Genomic DNA, 19,803 nt, shown 5'->3' on the forward strand with positions numbered 1-19,803 from the left:
CGCCATGGCTATAAGACATATCATATGAATAGTATGAAGAATAGAAAATCATTCAGCACTGCGCGCACGTCACGGGTTGCCGTGGCGGTTTCCAGCGGTTCCACCGCGCTGCACGCGACGGTGGTCGAGCAGATCGGCTTGCGCATCGTGCAAGGCGATTTCCTGCCCGGCGAAGCCCTGCCGAATGCCGATGATTCCAGCGAGATGCTGGGGGTCAGCCGCACGGTGCTGCGCGAGGCGATCAAGGTGCTGGCCGGCAAGGGGCTGGTGGAATCGCGGCCGAAGACCGGCACACGGGTGCGTCCGCGCGCGGACTGGAATTTCCTCGACCCCGACGTCCTGTCATGGCGCTATGCTGGCGGTGTCAGCGCCGACGATGTCCGGGCATTGTTCGAATTACGCCGCGCCATCGAGCCGATGTCGGCGGCCCTTGCCGCACAGCGCGCCACGCCGGTGCAGGTCGCCGAGATCCATGCCGCGCTCACCGAAATGGAAGCAGTCAGCGACGACGGCGACCGCTTCGCCAAGCCTGACCTTCTGTTCCACCAGACTATTCTGCGCATGACCGGCAACGAGCTGATCGGCTCGCTGGCGGCGCTGGTCGAGACCGCATTGGTAATGAGCTTTCGCCTCTCCAACGACAATCCTGAGGGCCAGCGCCACTCCTTGCCGCTGCACCGGGAAGTGGCCGAGAAGATCGCCGCCGGCGACGCCGCGGGCGCGCAAAAGGCGCTGCTGGTGCTCATCGACAATGCCGAGGATGACGTGCGCCGCAGCGTCGAGAACCGCAACAAACGCCGCAACGATCGGGGCCTGCAATCGTGACCGAGACCAAGCGCAAACTGCGGTCCGAAGCCTGGTTCGGCGGTGAAGGCAAGAACGCCTTCATGCATCGCAGCTGGATGAAGAACCAGGGCATCCCGGCAGATGCTTTCGACGGCCGCCCGGTGATCGGCATCTGCAACACCTGGTCGGAACTGACCCCTTGCAATGCCCACCTGCGGGCGCTGGCCGATCACGTCAAGCGTGGTGTCTATGAAGCCGGCGGCCTGCCGCTGGAATTCCCCGTGATGTCGCTGGGCGAAAGCAACATGCGCCCGACCGCCATGCTGTTCCGCAACCTGGCCAGCATGGATGTCGAGGAATCCATCCGTGGCAATCCGATTGACGGCGTCATCCTGCTGGTCGGCTGCGACAAGACCACGCCGGCGCTGCTGATGGGGGCTGCCTCGTGCAATCTGCCGACCATCGCCGTCTCTGGTGGGCCGATGCTCAACGGCAAGTTCCGCGGACAGGATATCGGCTCGGGGACGCATGTCTGGAAATTCGCCGAGGAGGTCAAGGCCGGCCGCATGCCGATCTCCGACTTCCTCGCGGCCGAGCAGGGCCAGAGCCGGTCGGCGGGCAGCTGCATGACGATGGGCACGGCCTCGACGATGGCCAGCATGGTGGAGGCGCTCGGCATCGGCATGCCGGACAATGCCGCGATCCCGGCGGTTGATTCGCGCCGTGGCGTGCTCGCCCAACTGGCCGGACGGCAGATCGTCGACCTCGTCCGCCGGGACGTGACGATTTCGCAGATCTTGACCAGGGAGGCCTTCGAAAACGCCATCCGCGTCAACGGCGCGATCGGCGGCTCGACCAATGCGGTGCTGCATCTGATCGCCATCGCCAACCGGGTCGGTGTCGATCTCGGCCTCGATGACTGGGACCGCCTTGGCCGCGACGTTCCGACCATCGTCGACCTGATGCCGTCGGGCCGGTTCCTGATGGAAGATTTCTACTATGCCGGGGGGCTAGCTGCGGTCATGGCGTCGCTTGATGAAGTGGGGCTTCTTCATCGCGACGCCATGACCGTCAGCGCCAAGACCATCGGTGAACTGATCGATGGCGCGCCAAACTACAACCGTGAAGTCATCCGGCCGCTGAGCGAGCCGCTGACCAAGGAAGGAGGCATCTCGATCCTGCGCGGCAATCTGGCGCCCAATGGGGCGGTCATCAAGCCGTCGGCGGCAACGCCCGAGCTGATGCAGCATCGCGGCAAGGCCGTCGTCTTCGAGAACATCGAGCATTACTACGCCCGCATCGACGATCCGGAGCTGGATATCGATGCGTCTTCGGTGATGGTGCTGAAGAATTGCGGACCGCGCGGTTATCCCGGGATGGCCGAGGTCGGCAACATGCCGCTGCCGGCCAAACTGCTCAGGGAAGGCGTCTCCGACATGGTGCGCATTTCGGACGCGCGCATGAGCGGCACGGCTTACGGCACGGTGGTGCTGCATGTGGCGCCCGAGGCTGCGGCAGGAGGCACGCTGGCGCTGGTGCGCGACGGCGATCTCATCGAGCTCGATGTTGCCGGTCGCCGGTTGGAGCTGCTGGTCTCGGATGAGGAACTGGCGATCCGCCGCCGCGACTGGAAGCCCCCGGTCCCGCCGCAGGGTGGCTACCAGAGCCTCTATGTCGAGCGCGTGCTGCAGGCCGACAAGGGCTGCGATTTCGACTTTCTCGTCGGTCGGCGCGACGCCGGCATCCCCCGGCATTCCCATTAGAGAGGCGCGTGATGACGGATCAGATCGGCAGCTACGCGACCTACCCCAGCCTCAAGGGCCGCAGCGTGTTCATAACCGGGGGCGGCAGCGGCATCGGCGAGAGCCTGGTGCGCCATTTCTGCGCCCAAGGCAGCCGCGTCGCCTTCGTCGACCTGGCGCAGGAGCCTTCACGACGCCTGGTCGATGCGATCGCGGCCGAAGGACATCCCGCCCCACTGTTCATTCCCTGCGACCTGCGCAATGTCGAAGAGCTGCAGGCCGCCACCGCGCAGGCGGCGCGGCAAAACGGCCCGATCCAGGCGCTGTGCAACAATGCCGGTAATGACGACCGCCATCAGACCAAGGATGTGACTGTGGCCTATTGGGATGACCGCATGGCGGTCAATCTGCGCCATCAGTTCTTCGCGGCCCAGGCGGTGCGTCCGCAGATGAGCGCGCATGGCGGCGGCTCGATCATCAATTTCGGCTCCATCACCTGGATGGTCGGCGATTCCGATTGTCCGGCCTATGTCACCGCGAAAGCCGCTGTCTATGGTATGACGCGGGCACTGGCCCGCGAACTCGGCCCCGAGCGCATCCGCGTCAATTGCATGGTGCCTGGCTGGGTCATGACAGAGCGCCAGATGCGGCTGTGGCTGAACCCGGCCGGCGAACGCCAGATCGCGGAGCGGCAGTGCCTGCCCGACCGGCTGCAGCCTTCCGATATCGCGCGCATGGCGCTGTTCCTTGCCGCCGACGACAGCCGCATGTGCACGAGCCAGCAGTTCATCGTCGATGCGGGCTGGGTGTGACCGGTACAGTCTCAAGGGAAGAAGGGTATTTCATGCGTCTGGTTCAGTACACAACGATCGATGGCGGCAGGCGGGTCGGCCGCGTCTCCGATGACGGCAATCGCCTGCATCCGCTCGACAAGACCAGCACCGTGCTGGAACTCGCCGAAGCGGCGATCGCCGAGGGCGCGTCCATCGCGTCGCTGATCGAGAAGCGGACAGGTGCGGCCACGGTCGCCTATGGCGAACTGCTGCGCGAAGGTCGCGTGCTCGCTCCCGTCGACCATCCGGAACCGGCGCGGTTCCTGGTCACCGGCACCGGCCTGACCCACACCGGAAGTGCCGCCGCGCGCGACAAGATGCACGTGCTGACCCACGGCGAGGACGCCGAGGAATCGGACTCGCTGAAGATCTTCCGCATGGGCCTGGAGGGTGGCAAGCCCGGTGCCGGCAAGATCGGAATCCAGCCCGAATGGTTCTTCAAGGGTGTCGGCACCTGTGTCGTGCCGCCCGGCGCCGATCTGCCGATGCCCGCATTCGCGAAAGCTGGCGCAGAAGAGGCCGAGATCGTCGGGCTCTACCTCAATGGGCCGGACGGCCGCCCCTACCGCATCGGCTATGCGCTGGGTAATGAATATTCCGACCATGTGACGGAGGCCGAGAACTACCTCTATCTCGCCCACTCGAAACTCCGCTCCTGCTCGATCGGCCCGGAACTTTTGATCGGCGACCTGCCCGAAGAAGTGCGCGGACATTCCCGCATTCTGCGCGACGGCACTGCCATCTGGGAACAGGAGTTCCTGTCGGGCGAAGCGCACATGTCGCACTCGATCGCCAATCTCGAACATTTCCATTTCCGCTACCCGATGCACCGCAGGGCGGGCGACCTGCACGCCTATTTCTTCGGTGCCGCGGTGATGAGCTACGCCTCCGGTATCAAGACGGCTTCCGGCGACGAGTATGAAATCCAGGCACAGGCATTCGGCAAGCCGCTGCGCAACCGGATGGTGTCGGTGCCGGACGAGGGACTGGTCGCCGTCACCCGGCTGTGACGGCGACAGCCCCGGAAATTACGGTCCACCAGAACGACAATGGGAGATTAAAATGGGACTGAAGAAAGCGTTTCTGAGACTAGCGACCGTCGGGCTCGGCATCGGCCTGATGACATCGGCGGCGCTCGCCGCGAACCTGCGCGTGCTGGCCTGGGACGGCTATGCCGACCCGGACTGGGTGAAGGACTTCACCGCCGCCACCGGCATCGGCGTCGATGTCGTCTTCATCGGCAGCGATGACGAGATCTGGGCCAAGATCAAGGGCAGCGAAGGGCAGGACTTCGATGTCTTCGCCGTCAACACCGCCCAGCTGCAGCGCTACATCAAGGCCGATCTGGTATCGCCGATCGACATCACCAAGCTGGCGAACCAGAAGGACGTGCTGCCGCGCTTCCGCGATCTGTCCCAGGTCAGCGGCGACACCAAGGACGGCAAGGTCTACGGCATTCCGTTCTGCTTCGATTCCATTGGGCTGATCTACGACACCGACAAGGTCAAGCCGGCGCCGACCTCGATGTCGGTCCTGTGGGATCCGGCCTACAAGGGCAAGATCCTCGCCTATGACAATGGCGAGCACAATTTCTCGTTCACCGCGCTGACGCTCGGCTACAAGGATCCGTTCAACCTCAATGAGGAGCAGATGGCGGCGGTCAAGGCCAAGCTGGTCGAACTCAAGCGCAATGTGCTGAGCTTCTACACCACCGCCGACGAGGCCCAGCAGATCTACCAGAACAATGACGTTGCGCTGATCTGGGCCAATTACGGCCAGCAGCAGGTCAAGGCGCTGCAGAAGATCGGCGCTCATGTCGCTTACGTCAATCCGAGCGAAGGCGCGCTTGCCTGGCTCGACAATTGGGTCATCTCCAAGGGCGTCCGCGACAATGCCGCGGCCGAGAAGTGGATCGACTTCATGCTGACCAAAAAGGTCAGCGGCGAGCTTTCCGAGCGTACCGGGTTCGGCAACACCGTGGTCGAGTCGAGCAGCGCCGGCGGCAATGACAAGCTGGTCTGGCTCAACAATGTCGAGGACCCGCTCAAGCGCTCGGACATGTGGAACGAGGTCAAGGCGACGCCCTGATCCCTTCCGCACCCGACCTCGAAGGACCCGGCGGTCCGGACGTTCCGGACCGCCGGAGCGTATGCGAGAATAATCCATGAGCCAGAACACCGACCTCTTGACGCTGCGGTCCGTCTCGAAATCCTACGGCACGGTTCCCGTGCTGCACGACATCGACCTGTCGATCCGGGACGGTGAGTTCCTCACCGTTCTTGGACCGTCAGGCTCGGGCAAGACCACGGTCCTGCGGCTGATCGGCGGGCTGGAGCCGTTGAGCTCGGGCGAGATCCAGCTGGACGGCCAGGACATCAGCCGCATGCCGATCAACAGGCGGCCGTTCAACACCGTGTTCCAGGACTATGCGCTGTTCCCGCACATGACGGTTTCCGGCAATGTCGGCTATGGGCTTTCGGTGCGCCATCTCAAGCGCAAGGAGATCGCGCGCCGTGTCGGAGAAGCCCTCGAACTGGTACAGCTCGGCCGCTTTGCCGAGCGCTTCCCGGCGCAGCTTTCGGGCGGCCAGCGCCAGCGCGTCGCGCTCGCCCGGGCGCTGATCTGCCAGCCGCGCCTGATCCTGCTCGACGAGCCGCTCGCGGCACTCGATCTCGAATTGCGCCGGCAGATGCAGGAGTTCCTGAAATCCATCCAGCGCGAGATCAAGACCACCTTCCTGTTCGTCACACACGACCAGGAGGAAGCGATCGGCATGGCCGATCGGATCTGCGTCATGCAGGCCGGCCATATCCGTCAGCTCGGCACGCCGCACGAGCTCTACTACAAGCCGAATTGCGAGTTCGTGGCGCGCTTCTTCGGCGAGAACAATCTGGTGGCCGGAAGGCTCGGTCCCGTGCAGGACGGGCAGCGTCCGATCGAGACGGCCCTCGGGCGCCTGGTCTGCTCGATCAGCGACCAGCCGCATCTGAAGGCCGCCCCCGACGGCGCCAACGCCTTTGCCGCGTTCCGTCCCGAAGCCTTGCGTCTTGCGGATGCCAATGATGGCGACAACCGCTTTTCCGGCAGCATCGCCGAGCTGGCCTTTGCCGGCTCGTCGACGGTCGCCACGATCATGGCGGGGGCGGACGATGCAGCGCAACGCCTGCGGTTGCGCATGCCGAGCCGGATCGACGGCAGCGCGCTCAAGTCAGGCGAGACGGTCTCGCTCTGCTTTGCGCCGCATGAAGGCCATCTGGTGCTGGCATGAGCGGAGCCGGCTCGACACACGCGGCGGAACGGCGCTTGTCGCAGCTGGTCACAGTGCTGGCGTTTGCCCTGCCGGTGATCTTCGTCCTCGTGCCGCTGGCGATCTTCCTTGTCTACAGCTTCTTCGGCGTCGACCAGGGCACGATCGTCTACGCGCCGACGCTCGGCAACTATGTCAGGTTCTTCACCGACCCGATCTTTCTGCCGGTGTTCTGGAACACCATCGTGCTGTGTGTGTCGGTGGCGGTGATCTGCATCCTGCTCGCCTATCCCGCGGCCTATTTCCTGACGACGCTGAAAGGGCGCTGGCGCTATGCCTTGCTGATGCTGCTGCTGGTGCCGCTGCTGATGAGCTACGTCATCAAGATCTATGCGATCCGTAGCATCCTCGGCCTCAACGGCTTCCTCAACAAGGCGCTGGTGGCGCTCGGTGTCCTGGATCAGCCGTCGACGCTTTTCGTCTTCAACATGAACGCCATCCTTTTGACGCTGAGCCTGCTTTTGATCCCTTTCGCCATCCTGCCGATCTTCCTGTCGCTGGAGCGGATCCCGCAGACCTTGCTGCGTGCCTCGGACGACCTTGGCGCGAGTGGCCTGCAGACGTTCCTGCGCATCACCTTGCCGCTCAGCCTGCCCGGCGTCGCCTCGGCGGCGAGCTTCGTCTTCGTGCTGGCGATCGGCGATTTCCTGACGCCGCAGATGGTCGGCGGGATCAGCGGCTTCACCTTCGGCCGCATCCTCTACAGCCAGTTCGGCACCGCCTATAACTGGCCGTTCGGCGCGGCGCTGTCGGTGGCGCTTGCGATCGTGGTGATCGCCGCCATTCTCATGGGCGAACGGTTCGGACGCAGCCGGGGGACGTCGGTATGAGTGCGCTACCCCGGCCGTCCACCATCTTCCTGGCCGCGATCACGACGCTGGTCGCGGTGCTGCTCTACAGCCCGCTTTTCGTGCCGATCGTGTCGTCGTTCTTCATCATTTCACATGGCAATGTCGACTGGTCGTCGCCCACCCTTTCGACCTATGTGGCGCTGGCGGGGAACCATGACATCCTGGCCGCCCTGCGCACCACGTTGATCGTCGGCGTCTGTACCGTCGTGCTGTCGGTGATCAGTGGAACGCTGCTGGCGCTCTACTATCACGGCCGCCGCTCAGGACGTTCAATCCTGCAGTTCATCGTCTTCCTGCCATTCCTGATGCCACCGATCATCAGCGGCCTGGCGCTGCTGATCTTCTTCCGCGAGATCGGCCTCGAGCGCTCGCTGCTGACGGTCGTCATCGGCCACACCGTCTTCGTGCTGGCGATCGTCTATCGCACCGTGCTGATGCGGCTGCAGTCGATGAGCCGCACGCTCGTCGAAGCATCCTACGATCTCGGCGCCAGCGGCTGGCAGACCTTCTGGCGCATCATCCTGCCGAACCTGTCGAGCGCCATGGTCGGCGGCGCCATCCTGGCGTTCGCGCTGTCGTTCGACGAAACCATGATCACCATCCTCGTCACCGGCACGCAAAGCACGCTGCCGGTCAGGCTGTGGGCGATGATGCGGCTTGGCTTCTCGCCCGACATCAACGCGCTGGTGGCGCTGATCCTGATGTTCACCGTGCTGCTCTGCGTGCTCGCCGCCCGTTTTCTCATTCCCAAGCAGATGGCGACGGAACGGAACTGAGTTTCAAGCCAGGATGATCATCCGGTAGATGCAGCTGGGTTGAGATCGAAGACTCGTCCTGGATTGAGAATGTTGTTCGGATCGAGCGCGGCCTTCAGCCGCCGCATCGTGGCGATCTCGGCGTCGTTGCGCACCAGATGCAGCCACTGCTTCTTGTCGAGGCCGATGCCGTGCTCGGCCGACACGCCGCCTCCGGCCGCCGCCACGCCGCGATAGATGATACCGTAAGCCGCCGCCGGATCCACCGTCAGGACCTGATAGTGCAGGTTGCCGTCGCCGAGATGGCCGAAGACATAGATGTCGGCGCCGGGATCGACGGCATGAATGGCGGCATCGGCTTCCTGCAGGAAGGTTGCCATGCGCGCCAGCGGGATGCTGATGTCGACGCCGATCAGGCCGTTCATCGAAAACAGGACGCGGTTGGCAACCTCGCGCACATCCCACAGCGCGCGGAATTCGCGCGGTGACTGCGAGACGACCACATCGTCGACGACGCCGTCCTCGACCGCCTGCATCAGCACCTCGGCGAAGCGCTCGCCGTCGCGTTCGGGCTCGCTGCCCTGGATTTCGGCCAGCACATAGACGGGTGAGCCGGAAGGCAACGGCGCCGGCATGGCCATGCTGGCGACCATGATGTCATAGAGCGGCGCGAAGTTGACCTCATAGGCTGATAACAACGGGCCGAGCTTTTGCCGGAGCAGCGCAAGCAACGCGATCACCGCATCGAGCGAAGGCAGCGCGCAGAAGGCGTTCACTTCGGATGCGGGCTTCGGGTGCAGTTTTAGCGCGGCGCGGGTGACGACGCCGAGCGTCCCCTCCGCGCCGATGAAGAGCTGGCCGAGGTCGTAGCCGGAATTGTCCTTGGGCAGGCCTTTCAATGAAGTCAGCACGCTGCCGTCGGCAAGCACGGCCTCCAGTCCCAGCACCTGTGCGCGGTACATGCCGTAGCGCAGCACGCGGATGCCGCCGGCATTGGTGGCGATGTTGCCGCCGACCGTGGCCGAGCCGCGCGCGCCGATATCGACGCCGAACATCAGACCGGCGCCATCGGCGGCCTCCTGCACGGCCTGCAACGTTGCGCCGGCTTCGACAACGATCGTGGCGGCTTGACGATCCGGCGCGGCAAGGCCGGTCATGCGCTCCAGCGACAGCACGATCTCGCCCGGTTGGACGCGCGCGCCACCGGCCAGCCCGGTGCGTCCGCCCTGGATGACGACCGGCTGGCGAAAAGCGTTGCACGCGGCCAGTGCTGCCGCGACACCATCGGTGTCGCGCGGGCGCAGCACGGCTTCGGCAAGCGCGCCGAGCTTGCCGTCGGGATCGTCGCGGTAGCGCTGGTCGACGTCGGAGCCGGCGAGCACGCCGCCCGCGCCCAGCCTTGCGCCAAGCGCGGAGAGAAGCTGTTGTGTCTCAGGCGACATCGGGCTCAGGCGCCTGCGTGACAAGGCGCATCGTCAGCATCCAATCCAACACGCTCGCCATTCCCAAATTGCAGCCCGCCGATCTTATTCGCGCCGGCATGTCGTGCAAGCGATACCGGCCTGCCTTAGGCGATACCGGCATCAATCGCGAGAGCCGAGATTGATGCCGGAAGGACCGCGCGGTTTACTGAAGCTTGGCCTGCAGCGCGTTGACGTCGTCGGTGGTCATTTCGCCATCGGTGGTCACCTTGCCGTCGGCAATTTTCCACAGCCGGAACGGACCGGTGATGTCGCCAAACTTGTCGAAGGCGACCGGACCGATGACGCCTTCATAGCGGATCGGCTTGCCATCCTTGATCAGGCCGAGCGCCTTGGCGAATTCTTCCTTGCCGGCATAGATCGGCGTGCCAGCCGGGTCGACCGCCTTGTACATGGCATCCTTGATCTTGGCCGGGTCCTCGGAGCCAGCAATCGCGATAGCGAGGCCGACGATGGCACCGGCATCATAGGAGCGGTCGGCCGCGGGGTTTGTCGGTTCGATCCCGGAAAACGCCTTGTAGTTCTTGGTGAAATACTCCGTCGAGGCGGTCGGGCTGGTGCCAGAGGACGTGCCATAGGCGTCCTTCAGATAATCGGCGCCGACCGACTCGATGAAATCAGGGCTGTTCATGCCGTCATTGAGCAGGAATTTCTGCACGCCGCCCTGCGAGATCCAGGTGCGGGCAATGGTGGCGCCGTCGACGGGCGTGCTGACCAGGTAAAGCCCATCCGGCTCGCCGGCCATCGCCGCGGTGACTTCCGAGGCATAGCTCGACTGCTTCTCGTTATAGGGCGTGTCGGAGACGATGGTGCCGCCGAGCGCTTTGTAGGCACGCGAGAATTCGGCCACCATGTTGACACCGAAGTCGTTGTTGACGTGGATGATGGCCAGCTTCTTAAAACCCTTGTCGACGGCGTATTTGGCAGCGGCCACGCCCTGCAGCGCGTCCGAGGTGATGGTGCGGAAGAAGATGCCGTTTGTCTTGCCGTCGCGACCGAGTGTCGTCAGCGTCGGTGAGGATGAGGCCGGCGAGACCTGGACGATCTTGGCCGGCGCGGTCACCGAGGTCAGGATCGGGATCGACACCGAGGAGATGATGCCACCGATGATAACAGGCACTTTCTTGACCTGAACCAGCTGGGTGGCGGCGTCGACCGCGATGTTGCCCTGGCTCTGGCTGTCGCGCGTGTCGGTAACGAGATCGCAGCCGCGTACCCCGCCGGCTTCGTTGATGTCGCGGAAGGCCATCTCGACCGACTTGGCGCCGGCCTGGCCGTATTCGCCGGCCGGGCCGGTCAGCTCCATGACGAGGCCGACGGTGATCTTGCAGTCGGCGGCCTGTGCGGCACTGGCAATCGTGACGAGAGCAAGAGCGGTGGTGAGCTGGAGTATCGTCTTTCTCATTGTTGTTCCCCTTGAGTTACACGAACTGATTTGACGTCTGGAAAGTCTCAGTGTTCCGGCACCTGCAGCCAGGTTTCATGCAGATGCCGCCATTGGACGCCGTTGGGCGCCGATGAACTGGTGGTGAAGACCGCGCTCGACTGGCGGCGGCTGTGCTTGCCCGCGCGCAGCTGCGCCTCGACATAGAGGACGACGATCGTACCGGCTGCCTGCCAGCCGGGCCGGATGTCCTCGATCGAGATGGCGAAGCCGTTGTCGCAGGTGGCGCGGCTGGAGCGCACATGGTCGATCACGGCATCGCGGTCGAGGATCTGGCCGCCTGGTGCGATCATGGTCAGGCCTTCGCCCATGACGGCTTCGAAGCGGCCGAAATCCACTTGGTCAGCGCGTTCGGCAACGAACCAGTCGACGAAAAAGCGATGCAGGTCGACGACTTCGGTGCTGGCCCGCGAAAACAACTTGTCGTTCGTGGTTTTCATATCCGGCCCGCGTTGAGATTGTAGTGCATGATCGAGCCGTGGCGGCCGTGCCGGTCGCGCTCCAGCGTGTAGACGTCTCCCTCCAGACCGTTGCCCCGCGCTATGGCGGCGGCAATCCGCGCACGGTCATCGGCGTCGAGTACGACATCCATGATTCTGGCGTTGGCCAGCGCATGCTCCTGGTTGCGGGCACCGACGATGACCGCCGCCACTTGCGGCTGCTCCAGCACCCAGGCGCTGGCGATGGTGGCGATGTCGACGGCGTGGCGGTCGCCGACCGCCTTCAATGCGCGAAGTAGTTGCTGGAACAGGGCCCAGCCGCCGAAATCGTCGATGATCAGCTTGTATTTGACCAGCGAGCGGTTTTCGAGCGGCACGGCGGGTTCGGCGACATCGAGCCATCTGTCGCTGAGGAAGCCGCCGGCCACCGAGCCATAGCAGAGGAAGCTCACGCCGTTTTTCTGTGCAAGTGCGGCGAGGCTGTGCGCCGGGCGCTGATCGAGCACCGAATATTGCAGCTGCTGGCTGACCAGCGGTATGCCGGCTGCCAGGATTTCGGCAAGCCGGGGCGTGTCGAAATTGGTGGTACCGAGATTGCGCAGCTTGCCCTCGAGCCGAAGCTCGTTGAGCCAACCCATCGCCTCGACATAGCGCGGCTGCGCATAATCCCACCAATGGAACTGCACGAGGTCGAGCCGCTCGGTCTTCAGCCTGCGAAGCGACTGGTCGACGATGCCCCTGATGTAGTCACGGCTGATCGTAGCGAGCCGTTCGAGGTCGGGCACCAGTTTGGTGTGCACCTTCATTTTGGCCGCTGCATCAAGGCCGCGCTCATTGGCCAGCCGCAGGCGCGCGGCGCCGATCAGCTCCTCGACGCCGGTGTAGATATCGGCGCAGTCATAGGTCCAGATGCCGGCGTCGAAGGTGGCGATGAGGTCGGTCACGGCTTGGCTACGATCGATGGCGCCATGGCCGCCGGCCAGTTGCCAGCCACCTCGTATGACACGCGAAACGGTATAGCCGGGGCTGAGCTCGAAGGCCTTGGCGGTCATGTCAGGTCATTCTCCTTCGGCAGCGGCACGGCCGTGGTTTCGGCATGGCTGAACCGCCGCTTACCGGTCCTGACGATCCTTAGCCGGCTGGCGCAGTTGGGATCGGGACAGGCGATCTCGGCGTCCGAGGTCATCCAGTCATTCGGGTGGGTCGCGCGCTGCTTCGCCGCCAGCAGCGGCAGCACCGCCGAGATCGAATAGATCGAGAAGCCCTGCCCCGCCGGCATCGACAGCATCTCGCCCTTGAGTTCGAAATAGTCGCCGGCCTTGGCGCCGCAATAGATCGGCTTGCCCTGCGGGATAACCGCCTCGACGCGGAGATCGAAGAGCTCGAAACTGTCGTCAGCCATTTGGGCCCTCCACCAGACTGAAGGTGATATCGCAGGCGCCGTTGCGCCGGATTATCCCACAGGCGGCGGCGAACTGATCGCGCTCCCCAGAAGATACCTGCGCCACCACGCTTCCGGCCAGCCAGCCGATCGGGAACAGCAGACGTGCGCCCTGCCCGTAGAACAGGCCGATGTCGAAGATGGCATTGGGATTGCCGCCCCACATGCGCGGCGGAACGTAGGACAACACGATGTCGCCCGGCTGCGGCGTCAGCGTCGCGTTCTCGGCCGGCAGCGGTTGGGCATAGGCCCGCCCCTCGAGATCGGCGGTGGGAACCGGGCAGGAAATCTCAGGTCCCGTCCACATGGCGTGAATGGCGGGGACGACACGTGGCTTGGCGAGATAGGCCGTGAGAAAGGCAGCGTTTTCCGGCGCCTTCCCCGGCAACAGCAGCGCCGTGACGGAAAGCTTCGAGCGCGGCTCGCTGATCCTGATGGAGGTCATATCTGGCCTTTCGAGGCGGCGGATTGCAGTTTGCTGCGTAGGAAGGTGAAGGGCCGGCTGATGTCGGCGGCAAGCGCTTCGCGCGCCGCGCGTGCGTTCTGCGTGGCCAGCGCCTCAACGATGCGGCGGTGATACTGGGCGGTGTCGACCTCGCCGGCTTCCGAGAAGGCGTAGATGGCGACGCGGATGCAAGGACCTGATTGCAGCCACAGGCTCTCGATCATCGGGATCAGCACGGCCGAGCCGCAGGAGCGGTAGATCTCGAAGTGAAAGCTCTGGTTGAGCGTCACTTCGCGGTCGACATCCTTCTTGTGTTTCAGCGCCCGCATCTCGTCCCATTCGCCGAGAATGGTTTCGATGGTGGCTATCTGGCGCGGCCCCATGCGAGCGGCGGCCAGCGCGATCGCCTCGCCCTCGATCAGGATGCGGGCCCGCAAAAGATCGTCGAGACGTTCCAGCGTGATTGGCGGTACCCGCACTGAACGGTTGGGCAGCGCCTCCAGCGCCTTTTCCGTGATCAGCCGACCAAGCGCCTCGCGCACCGGCATGGTCGAGGTGACCATCGCATCAGCCAGACCGCGGATCGTCAGCACCTGGCTCGGCTCGAACAGACCGCCGATCAAGGCCCGACGCAGCTCGGAATAGACGCGATCCTGCACCGTTTCGCGACCGACCGGCGCGAGTTGGGCCGCGATCGCCTCGTTGTTTTTTTCGATGGCAGCCTTTTGCATGGAATTCCGTTCTCGGCGGGTTTTCGGCTTGCGGATGAAATTAAAGCCGAATAGCGTGATCAAAGCAAGTGTGATCACAAATCATAATCAGGAGACGGCGACACCGTCTTCGGCCAGAGGGTTTGATGAGCGAGGCAGCGGAAAGGCAGGGGAAGGAGACCCGTCCGCCGGTTCTGACGGCAAGCCACGTCGTCAGGCGGTTCGGCGGCCTTGTCGCCGTCAATGATGTCTCATTCGATGTCAAAGCGGGCGAAATCCTTGGCCTGATCGGACCCAACGGCGCCGGCAAGACGACGATGTTCGACCTGCTGGCCGGCAGCATCCTGCCCACCAGCGGCGACATCCTTCTCGACGGCACGCGCGTCTCGGGCGAAGCCGCTCACCTGCGCATCGGCCGTGGCCTTGGCCGCACCTTCCAGATCCCGCGCCCGCTGCCCAATCTGACGCTGATCGAAAACATCATGCTGGCGGCACAGGGCCAGGCCGGCGAAAGGCTGCTCGCCAACTTCATCACGCCGTGGCGGGTGGCGGCGCAGGAAAGAGCTGCCCGGACAAAGGCGCTCGAACTGCTGGAACTCGTCACCCTCGGCCATCTCGCGCATGAGCCGGCGCGCGTGCTGTCCGGCGGCCAGCGCAAGCTGCTCGAACTCGCCCGGGTGATGATGGCCGATCCGGCGATCATCCTGCTCGACGAACCCGCGGCCGGCGTCAACGCGACGCTGCTCGAAGTCATCATCGACCGCATCCGCGACATCAACGGGCGCGGCATCACCTTCCTGCTGATCGAGCACAATATCGACATGGTGACGCGGCTCTGCCATCGCGTCCTGGTCATGGCGAGCGGCCAGTTGCTGAGCGAAGGCACCGCGGAAGAAGTCGCCCGAGACCCGCGCGTCATCGAGGCCTATCTCGGAGGTACCGCATGAGCGAGACCGTCCTCGATGTCCGCGACCTCGAAGCCGGTTATGAACCCGGCGTACCGATCGTGCGCGGCGCCTCCATCACCGTCGGCAGAGGCGAGATCGTCGTCGTGCTCGGCCCCAATGGCGCCGGCAAGTCGAGCTTCATCAAGGCGATCGCCGGCCTTGTCCCGATCACCGGCGGCACGGTGCTGCTGGATGGCAGGGACATCACCGCCGCGCCCGCCCACACCATGGTGCGGCTTGGCCTTGCCTTCGTGCCGCAGACCGAGAACATCTTTCCGCTGATGTCGGTGGAGGACAATCTCAGGGTTGCCTGCGGCATTCTCGAGCGGCGCGAAGTCCCTGTCCGCATCGAGGAAATGTACGCCGCCTTCCCCGACCTCGTCCGCCAGCGGCGCACCGCCGCCTGCAATCTGTCCGGGGGACAGCGGCAGATGCTTGCCGTGGCGCGGGCGCTGATCATCCATCCCAAGGTGCTGGTGCTGGACGAGCCGTCGGCCGGCCTGTCGCCGAAGTTCGTCTCGACGGTATTCGAGATGCTGGCCGGCATCCGCAAATCCGGCGTTACTATTCTTTTGGTCGAGCAAAACGCCAAGGCTGCGCTTGCCATCGGCGACCGCGCCTATGTGCTGGTCGAGGGCAAGGACCGGCACGAGGGCGTCGCCTCCGAATTATGGAATGATCCTGTCGTGGCCGAGCTCTATCTTGGCCAGCGCCCCTCTCAAGCCGGCAAGGGAGGCGCGGCATGAGCCTGCAATTCATCGTCGACGGATTGCTGACCGGCTCGATGATCGGCCTCGGCGCCATCGGCGTCACGCTCACCTATTCGATCCTGCGCTTTTCGAACTTCGCGCATGGCGACTTCATGGCCTGGGGCAGCTATGCGACGCTGGCCATGGTCAGTGCCATCGGCGCGACATTCGGCAAGGTGGCGCCGATCGGGCCGCTGTCCTTCGGCTGGCCGCTCCTTGTTGCACTGGTCGTCGGCATGGCATTCACCACTTTGCTGGCGCTGCTGCTCGACAAGGTGTTGTTCTCGCGGCTGCGCTCGCAAGGCCAGGCGATCATCGTGGTGATGGCGAGTTTCGGCGCCTCGATGGCGCTGCGCAGCCTGCTCGAATTCACCTTCACCTCACGGCCGACCTATTTCAGCCGGGCGATCCAGATCGCCATGCCGGTCGGCTTCGGCATCCGCATCACGCCCGACCAGATCGCCCTGTTGCTGCTGACCGCCGTGCTCGTGCACGGCGTGCATCTGTTGATGACGCGTACGCAGACCGGCCGCTCGATGCAGGCCTTGAGCCAGAACGCGGCACTGGCCCGCATCGTCGGCATCGACGTCGCCAGCGTGGTGCGCGTCACCTGGATCATCGGCGGCGCGCTCGCCTGCGTGGCTGGCGTGATGATCGGCATTCTGGTGCAGATCCGCCCGTTCATGGGCTTCGACATGCTGCTGCCCATGTTCGCCGCCGCTATCCTCGGCGGCATCGGCAGCATCCCGGGCGCGGTGCTCGGCGGCCTGATCATCGGGCTCGCCGAAGCCGGCGCGGTGCAACTGATCGGCGCCGAATGGCGCGCCGCCGTCTCCTTCATCATCCTGATGGCGGTGCTGTTCGTGCGGCCGATCGGCCTTTTCGGAGTTCGGGAAAGATGATCGATCTGGTCGGCTACGGCGCCTTCTTCCTGACCACGGCTCTGATCTTCTCGCTGGTCACGCTGGGACTCAACCTGCAATGGGGCCTGACCGGCCTGTTCAATGTCGGCCTCGCCGGTTTTGTCGCCATCGGCGCCTACACCTCGGCACTGCTGACGACACCGGTCGACCCCGCGCGCCTCGGCGGCTTCGGCCTGCCCATCCTCGCCGGCTGGGCGGGCGCCATGATCGTCGGCGGCATTGCCGCCGCGCTTACCGGGATGGCCACACTGCGTCTGCGGTCCGACTATCTGGCGATCACCACCTTCGGCGTGGCCGTCGTCGTGCAGCTGGTCGCGCTCAACGCACAGAAGCTGACCGGCGGACCGTTCGGCATTGGCTTCATCCCGCGTCCCTTCGGCGGCCTGGCCGAAACGCCGCTGCTGTTCAACCTGTCGAACCTTGCTGTCGTTTGTGCCGTGACGCTGATTGCCTATCTCGCTTTGGAGCATCTGTCGCGAAGCCCGTGGGGTCGCGTGCTGAAGGCGCTGCGGGAGGACGAGCGGGCGGCGATTTCACTCGGCAAGAGCGCGCGTTTCTATCGCGTCCAGGCGTTTGCCGTCGGCGGCGCCATAATGGCGCTGGCCGGCGCGCTGCAGGCGCACTTCACCGGCTTCATCGCGCCAGACAATTATCTGCCGATCCTCACCTTTCAGGTCTGGGTGATGCTGATCGTCGGCGGCTCGGGCAGCAATCTTGGCGCCGTCATCGGCAGTGTCCTGGTCTGGGGGATATGGGCGGGATCGGGCACGCTGACCAGCGTGTTCTTCCCGCCCGAGCAGCAGGCACGTGCTGCCTCGCTGCAGATCGTCGCCATCGGCGTGATGCTTTGTGTGATCCTGCTGATCCGGCCGAACGGATTGTTCGGCGACAGGCCGAGGCGGCCGCGCTTTGGCAAGCGTAAGCGGATCGCTACGGACAAAAGCAGTTCCGGCTCATGAATGCTCCGGTCCGGCAGGGTGCGAATGGCACTTCGCTCTGGCATGCGATAAACCGCGATCGCCGGGAACGGCCGACGCTGCAAGGCAGGCTCGATGTCGATCTGGCCATCGTCGGCGGTGGATTTTCCGGTCTGTCGACCGCGCTGCACGCCGCTGAAAAAGGCATCTCGGTCGCTGTGCTCGAAGCCGAGATCATCGCCTGGGGCGCGACCGGCAGGAACGCGGGTTTCGTCGTGCCGAACTTCGCCAGGATGGATCCGGACAACATCCTTCCGCATCTCGGCCCCGAGCGCGGTGAAAGGCTGATCGATTTCGCCGCCGGCAGTGCCGACCTCGTTTTCGGCCTGATCCGGCGGCGCGGCATCGACTGCCACGCTGTGCAGAACGGATGGATCCAGCCGGCGCACTCGCCCGGCGCCTTGCAGAAGGCCAAATCACGTGCGGACCAATGGGCGCGGCGCGGACGGCCTGCCGTCACCCTGGATCGGCAGGAGGTCGAAGCGCTGACCGGCGCGCGCGGCTACGTCGGTGCCTGGATGGATCGTTCCGGCGGCGTGCTCAATCCGGTCGCCTATGCGCGCGGACTGGCCGATGCGGCGGAGAAGACTGGCGCGAAGATTTTCGAACACACGCCGGTCACCTCGATCGATCGCGGGGCCGATGGCTGGGTGCTTAAAGCAGGGTTGGGCTTGGTGCGCGCGGCCAAGGTATTGATCGCCACCAACGCCTATGGCGGGTCGCTCAGTCCGTTGTTGCGGCGAACCTATATTCCGCTGAAGGTTTTCCAGATCGCGACCGCGCCGCTACCGCTCGAAATCCGCACGCGTCTGCTTCCCGGGGGACAAGGCGTCGGCGATACCAGGCGCAATCTCTTCACCTTTCGCTTCGACGCCGATAACCGGCTGATCAGCGGCGGCATGCATATTCTTGGCACTGGCGCCGATACGCGCGTGCCGCAAACAATCTGGCGGCGGCTTGCCACCCACCTCGACCTGCCCGATATGCCGCAGCTTGCCTACAGCTGGTCGGGAATCGCGGCGGTCGAACCGGATTTCCTGCCGCACCTCCTGGATCTCGGCCCGGGGCTGATTGCCGGCCGCGCCTGCAATGGACGCGGCATCGCCATGACCACGGCGATGGGCAAGGTGCTGGCCGACTGGGCCGCTGGAACCGACGCGCGTGATTTGCCGCTGCCCTTTGCACCGCCGGCGCCGATCCCGTTCCATGCCCTGCTGCGGCACGCACCCAACATGCTGCTTGGCTGGAGCATGCTGCGCGACCGGATGGACGAGACGTCGTAGGCCGACCGAGCCTGCCGTGCGATCAGTCCGTCGTGCAAAGGTTTTCGGAGAGGATAGCGGCCGCCGCGACAATGTCCTGCTCGAGGGAAGCCCGAACGGCTGGACCGTTGCGCTGTTCCAGCGCGACGACGATCCTGTGGTGTGCGTCATTGGACTGCGGGATGTAGCGATCGGCCCGCATCAGGAGCTTGGGATAGGGCCCGACCCGACCCCAGAGATCGCGGATCATGTTCAAGAGGATCGGCGCGCCGGCGTGCTCATAGATAGCGAAATGGAAGGCCTCGTTCAGGGAAAGATAGGTCGTGGCGTCCTGCGCCTCGACGGCCCGCTGCATGCCGGCGAGCGCGGCTTGTATGTCGGCCAGCCCGCTTTCAGTCATCCGTGACGTAGCCATCTCGCCCGCCAGCCCCTCGACGGCGATGCGGATGCGCGTCAGTTCCGCGAAAGCGGGCGCGGAGAGCAACGGCACGATGATCGAGCGGTTGTTCTGCATTTCCAGAAGCCGCTCGGCGACCAGCCTTTGCAACGCCTCGCGGATCGGCGTGGTCGATATGCCAAAGGTTTCGGCGAGCTTGCGGATGACCAGCGTCTGGCCNGGGCTGAAACCACCCGAAATCAATTCCTGCTTGAGCGCGCCGTAGGCGCGGTCATTGAGGGTTTGATGCTCGAGTTTCAGCATGCGCGGACCG

21 protein-coding genes are annotated in these 19,803 nt (G+C 64.5%); 13 read left to right on the forward strand and 8 right to left on the reverse strand.

The genetic code is table 11. The annotated features are described in order from the left end of the window. Positions 1-24: 24 nt before the first annotated feature. From M653_RS0120845 to M653_RS0120880, 8 genes are all read left to right on the forward strand, one after another. Positions 25-825: a FadR/GntR family transcriptional regulator gene (locus M653_RS0120845; RefSeq protein ID WP_245262246.1), complete on the forward strand. Its 801-nt coding sequence runs from the start codon at positions 25-27 to the stop codon at positions 823-825. Further along, positions 822-2,549, forward strand: coding sequence for an IlvD/Edd family dehydratase (locus M653_RS0120850; protein ID WP_027145079.1), 1,728 nt, complete (start codon positions 822-824; stop codon positions 2,547-2,549). The genes M653_RS0120845 and M653_RS0120850 overlap by 4 nt, the downstream gene beginning before the upstream one ends. Positions 2,550-2,560: 11 nt before the next feature. Next, positions 2,561-3,340 (forward strand): SDR family oxidoreductase, encoded by a 780-nt coding sequence (locus tag M653_RS0120855; RefSeq protein WP_027145080.1) that lies wholly within the window; start codon positions 2,561-2,563, stop codon positions 3,338-3,340. Positions 3,341-3,372: 32 nt separating this feature from the next. Further along, positions 3,373-4,371, forward strand: coding sequence for an AraD1 family protein (araD1, locus tag M653_RS0120860; RefSeq protein ID WP_027145081.1), 999 nt, complete (start codon positions 3,373-3,375; stop codon positions 4,369-4,371). 52 nt (positions 4,372-4,423) lie between these two features. After that, positions 4,424-5,449 carry an ABC transporter substrate-binding protein gene (locus tag M653_RS0120865; RefSeq protein ID WP_027145082.1) on the forward strand — a complete coding sequence of 342 codons (1,026 nt, stop codon included), beginning with the start codon at positions 4,424-4,426 and terminating at the stop codon, positions 5,447-5,449. A 76-nt stretch (positions 5,450-5,525) separates the two neighbouring features. After that, positions 5,526-6,629 carry an ABC transporter ATP-binding protein gene (locus M653_RS0120870; protein WP_027145083.1) on the forward strand — a complete coding sequence of 368 codons (1,104 nt, stop codon included), beginning with the start codon at positions 5,526-5,528 and terminating at the stop codon, positions 6,627-6,629. A gap of 35 nt (positions 6,630-6,664) precedes the next feature. Beyond that, positions 6,665-7,498, forward strand: a complete 834-nt coding sequence (locus M653_RS0120875; RefSeq protein ID WP_245262247.1) for an ABC transporter permease — start codon at positions 6,665-6,667, stop codon at positions 7,496-7,498. Then, a complete protein-coding gene (locus M653_RS0120880; RefSeq protein WP_027145085.1) occupies positions 7,495-8,295 on the forward strand; it encodes an ABC transporter permease in 801 nt (266 codons plus the stop codon). The genes M653_RS0120875 and M653_RS0120880 overlap by 4 nt, the downstream gene beginning before the upstream one ends. Positions 8,296-8,312: 17 nt before the next feature. On the opposite strand, the gene M653_RS0120885 is transcribed toward M653_RS0120880, so the two are convergent. From M653_RS0120885 to M653_RS0120915, 7 genes are all read right to left on the reverse strand, one after another. Continuing rightward, on the reverse strand, positions 8,313-9,716 hold the full coding sequence (locus tag M653_RS0120885; RefSeq protein WP_027145086.1) for an FAD-binding oxidoreductase: 1,404 nt from the start codon (positions 9,714-9,716) through the stop codon (positions 8,313-8,315). Positions 9,717-9,900: 184 nt separating this feature from the next. After that, positions 9,901-11,160, reverse strand: a complete 1,260-nt coding sequence (locus M653_RS0120890; protein ID WP_027145087.1) for an ABC transporter substrate-binding protein — start codon at positions 11,158-11,160, stop codon at positions 9,901-9,903. Positions 11,161-11,207: 47 nt separating this feature from the next. Beyond that, positions 11,208-11,639 carry a hypothetical protein gene (locus M653_RS0120895; RefSeq protein ID WP_027145088.1) on the reverse strand — a complete coding sequence of 144 codons (432 nt, stop codon included), beginning with the start codon at positions 11,637-11,639 and terminating at the stop codon, positions 11,208-11,210. Beyond that, positions 11,636-12,691, reverse strand: a complete 1,056-nt coding sequence (locus tag M653_RS0120900; RefSeq protein WP_027145089.1) for an aldo/keto reductase — start codon at positions 12,689-12,691, stop codon at positions 11,636-11,638. Before M653_RS0120900 ends, M653_RS0120895 begins: the two co-directional genes overlap by 4 nt. Beyond that, on the reverse strand, positions 12,688-13,041 hold the full coding sequence (locus M653_RS0120905; protein ID WP_027145090.1) for a TIGR04076 family protein: 354 nt from the start codon (positions 13,039-13,041) through the stop codon (positions 12,688-12,690). Before M653_RS0120905 ends, M653_RS0120900 begins: the two co-directional genes overlap by 4 nt. After that, positions 13,034-13,525, reverse strand: a complete 492-nt coding sequence (locus M653_RS0120910; RefSeq protein ID WP_027145091.1) for a DUF3830 family protein — start codon at positions 13,523-13,525, stop codon at positions 13,034-13,036. Before M653_RS0120910 ends, M653_RS0120905 begins: the two co-directional genes overlap by 8 nt. Then, a complete protein-coding gene (locus M653_RS0120915; RefSeq protein ID WP_027145092.1) occupies positions 13,522-14,256 on the reverse strand; it encodes a GntR family transcriptional regulator in 735 nt (244 codons plus the stop codon). The genes M653_RS0120910 and M653_RS0120915 overlap by 4 nt, the downstream gene beginning before the upstream one ends. A gap of 125 nt (positions 14,257-14,381) precedes the next feature. Between M653_RS0120915 and M653_RS0120920 the strand changes: the two genes are divergently transcribed. From M653_RS0120920 to M653_RS0120940, 5 genes are read left to right on the forward strand one after another with little or no spacing between them, the layout of a single operon-like run. Next, positions 14,382-15,182, forward strand: coding sequence for an ABC transporter ATP-binding protein (locus tag M653_RS0120920; protein ID WP_027145093.1), 801 nt, complete (start codon positions 14,382-14,384; stop codon positions 15,180-15,182). Continuing rightward, positions 15,179-15,928, forward strand: a complete 750-nt coding sequence (locus M653_RS0120925) for an ABC transporter ATP-binding protein (RefSeq protein ID WP_027145094.1) — start codon at positions 15,179-15,181, stop codon at positions 15,926-15,928. The genes M653_RS0120920 and M653_RS0120925 overlap by 4 nt, the downstream gene beginning before the upstream one ends. After that, positions 15,925-16,833, forward strand: a complete 909-nt coding sequence (locus M653_RS0120930) for a branched-chain amino acid ABC transporter permease (protein WP_027145095.1) — start codon at positions 15,925-15,927, stop codon at positions 16,831-16,833. Before M653_RS0120925 ends, M653_RS0120930 begins: the two co-directional genes overlap by 4 nt. Beyond that, positions 16,830-17,813, forward strand: coding sequence for a branched-chain amino acid ABC transporter permease (locus tag M653_RS0120935; RefSeq protein ID WP_027145096.1), 984 nt, complete (start codon positions 16,830-16,832; stop codon positions 17,811-17,813). Before M653_RS0120930 ends, M653_RS0120935 begins: the two co-directional genes overlap by 4 nt. Continuing rightward, positions 17,810-19,114, forward strand: a complete 1,305-nt coding sequence (locus M653_RS0120940) for an FAD-dependent oxidoreductase (RefSeq protein ID WP_027145097.1) — start codon at positions 17,810-17,812, stop codon at positions 19,112-19,114. The genes M653_RS0120935 and M653_RS0120940 overlap by 4 nt, the downstream gene beginning before the upstream one ends. A gap of 22 nt (positions 19,115-19,136) precedes the next feature. Here the strand turns inward: M653_RS0120940 and M653_RS0120945 are convergent, their stop codons facing one another. Beyond that, positions 19,137-19,793: a GntR family transcriptional regulator gene (locus M653_RS0120945; protein ID WP_027145098.1), complete on the reverse strand. Its 657-nt coding sequence runs from the start codon at positions 19,791-19,793 to the stop codon at positions 19,137-19,139. Positions 19,794-19,803: the final 10 nt, after the last annotated feature.

It is taken from the genome of Mesorhizobium sp. WSM3626, assembly GCF_000513935.1.
Lineage (GTDB): Bacteria > Pseudomonadota > Alphaproteobacteria > Rhizobiales > Rhizobiaceae > Mesorhizobium > Mesorhizobium salmacidum.

Coding starts and splice junctions, on each gene's coding strand:
- M653_RS0120880 (WP_027145085.1), top strand. CDS start 7,495: ATGAGTGCGCTACCCCGGCCGTCCACCATCTTCCTGGCCGCGATCACG.
- M653_RS0120935 (WP_027145096.1), top strand. CDS start 16,830: ATGATCGATCTGGTCGGCTACGGCGCCTTCTTCCTGACCACGGCTCTG.
- M653_RS0120845 (WP_245262246.1), top strand. CDS start 25: ATGAATAGTATGAAGAATAGAAAATCATTCAGCACTGCGCGCACGTCA.
- M653_RS0120925 (WP_027145094.1), top strand. CDS start 15,179: ATGAGCGAGACCGTCCTCGATGTCCGCGACCTCGAAGCCGGTTATGAA.
- M653_RS0120890 (WP_027145087.1), bottom strand. CDS start 11,160: ATGAGAAAGACGATACTCCAGCTCACCACCGCTCTTGCTCTCGTCACG.
- M653_RS0120920 (WP_027145093.1), top strand. CDS start 14,382: ATGAGCGAGGCAGCGGAAAGGCAGGGGAAGGAGACCCGTCCGCCGGTT.
- araD1 (WP_027145081.1), top strand. CDS start 3,373: ATGCGTCTGGTTCAGTACACAACGATCGATGGCGGCAGGCGGGTCGGC.
- M653_RS0120940 (WP_027145097.1), top strand. CDS start 17,810: ATGAATGCTCCGGTCCGGCAGGGTGCGAATGGCACTTCGCTCTGGCAT.
- M653_RS0120855 (WP_027145080.1), top strand. CDS start 2,561: ATGACGGATCAGATCGGCAGCTACGCGACCTACCCCAGCCTCAAGGGC.
- M653_RS0120885 (WP_027145086.1), bottom strand. CDS start 9,716: ATGTCGCCTGAGACACAACAGCTTCTCTCCGCGCTTGGCGCAAGGCTG.
- M653_RS0120915 (WP_027145092.1), bottom strand. CDS start 14,256: ATGCAAAAGGCTGCCATCGAAAAAAACAACGAGGCGATCGCGGCCCAA.
- M653_RS0120900 (WP_027145089.1), bottom strand. CDS start 12,691: ATGACCGCCAAGGCCTTCGAGCTCAGCCCCGGCTATACCGTTTCGCGT.
- M653_RS0120930 (WP_027145095.1), top strand. CDS start 15,925: ATGAGCCTGCAATTCATCGTCGACGGATTGCTGACCGGCTCGATGATC.
- M653_RS0120865 (WP_027145082.1), top strand. CDS start 4,424: ATGGGACTGAAGAAAGCGTTTCTGAGACTAGCGACCGTCGGGCTCGGC.
- M653_RS0120905 (WP_027145090.1), bottom strand. CDS start 13,041: ATGGCTGACGACAGTTTCGAGCTCTTCGATCTCCGCGTCGAGGCGGTT.
- M653_RS0120870 (WP_027145083.1), top strand. CDS start 5,526: ATGAGCCAGAACACCGACCTCTTGACGCTGCGGTCCGTCTCGAAATCC.
- M653_RS0120910 (WP_027145091.1), bottom strand. CDS start 13,525: ATGACCTCCATCAGGATCAGCGAGCCGCGCTCGAAGCTTTCCGTCACG.
- M653_RS0120895 (WP_027145088.1), bottom strand. CDS start 11,639: ATGAAAACCACGAACGACAAGTTGTTTTCGCGGGCCAGCACCGAAGTC.